Here is a 1,920-nt window from a genome sequence, read left to right on the forward strand (position 1 = left end):
GCGGTTATGAGGATGACCTCCACTATCCCGGTGAGGGCGGCGTTGGTCTGAACTCCCCTCATGAGGGCCCTGAAATGGGCGTTGCTCTGCGATTCGAAACGGCCGTACTCCTGCTCCTCGGTGGCGAAGAGACGCACGATACGGATAGCCGAAAGGGCCTCGGCTGCTATGGCCGAAAGCCCCGCCAACTGCTTCTGGACGTCGTGGCCGACGACCCTGAGGCGCTTGGAGGCCACATCCAGAACGAAGGCGGCCAGCGGGAGGACCAGGAAGGACAGGAGGGAGAGTTTCCAGTTTATATACAGCAGGAAGGCGATCATCCCGGCAAAACTCAACCCCTGGACGACTATGTCTATGAATACCGTGGTTATCATATTCTGCAGGATGGTGACATCGTTCGTTATCCTGGAGAGCATCTCTCCTACACGCCTGCCGTAAAGGTAGCGGAAGGACATCCTCTGCATGTGGTCGTAAAGCCGAAGCCTCAGGTCGACCACGACCCGTTGCCCCACCCAGTTCATCAGGTACTGCTGGCCGTAAAAGAAGACGCTTTTGGCGAGGTAAAGGAGCACCAGCCCCACCGCGACGAGGTTCAGCATGGCCATGTCCTTGCTTATCAGGACATCGTCCACGATGCTCCTGAGGAGCCAGGGCGCGACGACCGCGCAGGCCGATGAGAGCACCATGCAGGCCAGGGCGCCCAGGATGCGATGTACGTAGGGCCTGGCATGGGCCAGTAGCCTTGGATAAACCCTTTTGCCGGTTTCCTGTTCCTTCGCCATCCTTCTCATCCCACCAATTCCGATATTCGGGCCGCTATCACGGCGGCCGCCCCGGGGGCCTGGCGGACCTTCATCAGTCCCTCCCTGATGCCCCGGAGGCCTTCTTCGTCCCCTAAAAGCTCCACCGCCCGGTCCGCCACGTCGGTGGCCGCGATGTCGCCGACCATCTCGGGCATAATTTCGCTTCCCGCGAGGCGGTTGGGCCAGGCCAGAAAACCCCTGCTCCCGCTCAGCCTGCGGAGCAGTTTCTCCTTCAGGACCCCCCCGGCGAGGGGGATAAACCCCAGGGCTCCCAACAGGCCGGGCAGCGGCACGTACCTCAGGAAGGCGAAAGGCACGGCGACTATCGCCGGCACAAGGCTATGAGCCAGTTCCAAAGTATTTGTGCCCGGCTGGGTGACGGCAAGGTCCGCCCTCTTGAGAATGCTGCCTGTGGCGGATGTGACGGCCCTCAGGCCCGCGGAGGCCCACACCTCCAGTTCTCCCGGTTCAGAGAAGGGCGAGAGGGCGACCACCGCCTCCGATCGGGGCAGCAAGGATCTTATCCTGTCGGCCACATCCCTGATGAAGGGCAAAGCCGCGGACCGGATCACCCTTCGGCTCCCCGGGAAGAGGACTATCCTCGGGCTCCTGCCCGGCGTCCAGGGAAATTCTTCCCCGTCCAGGGCCAGGGAATCGGCCACAAGGTCGCCGACGATCAATACCTTATCACGGACGGGGTCTTCATATTGGCTCGCGGCTTCGAAAGCCGAAAAAATCCTGTTGCACCGGTTGAGCAGGGGCTTCGAGCCATAGGTATAGCAGAAAAGGGGAGCCCTGTTCCTGGCGGAGAAGGCAAGACCGAAAAGCAGGTCGCCGCCCAACTGCAGGACCGCGTCGAAACCGCCTCCCCCTTTTCCCACAAGGGCCGGGAAGACGGACAGGGGAGAGCCGACCCCGCCGTCGACCAGGTCTTCCGCCATGTCCTTTTCGTTGCCCGAAGCGTACTGGCAGGGGAGCAGTTTCAGCGAGACCTCGAAACCACGCTCGCCCAGGGCCGGTATCATGGGCCTTGCCCAGCACCACAGTTCGCCCGGACCGTTGGCCAAAAGCAGTATCCTCTTCACGACGGGAGGACCTCCAGGATGGATCTCGCCCA

At 62.0% G+C, this 1,920-nt stretch carries 2 protein-coding genes; both read right to left on the reverse strand.

Annotation, left to right across the window (positions count from 1 at the left end; genetic code table 11):
- On the reverse strand, positions 1 to 782 hold a 782-nt coding region (locus tag GX108_06295), incomplete at its 3' end, for an ABC transporter ATP-binding protein (GenBank protein ID NLO56644.1).
- 5 nt (positions 783 to 787) lie between these two features.
- Positions 788 to 1,888, reverse strand: coding sequence for a hypothetical protein (locus GX108_06300; GenBank protein NLO56645.1), 1,101 nt, complete (start codon positions 1,886 to 1,888; stop codon positions 788 to 790).
- Between the last annotated feature and the right edge of the window lie 32 nt (positions 1,889 to 1,920).

The organism is Thermovirga sp., assembly GCA_012523215.1.
Lineage (GTDB): Bacteria > Synergistota > Synergistia > Synergistales > Thermovirgaceae > 58-81.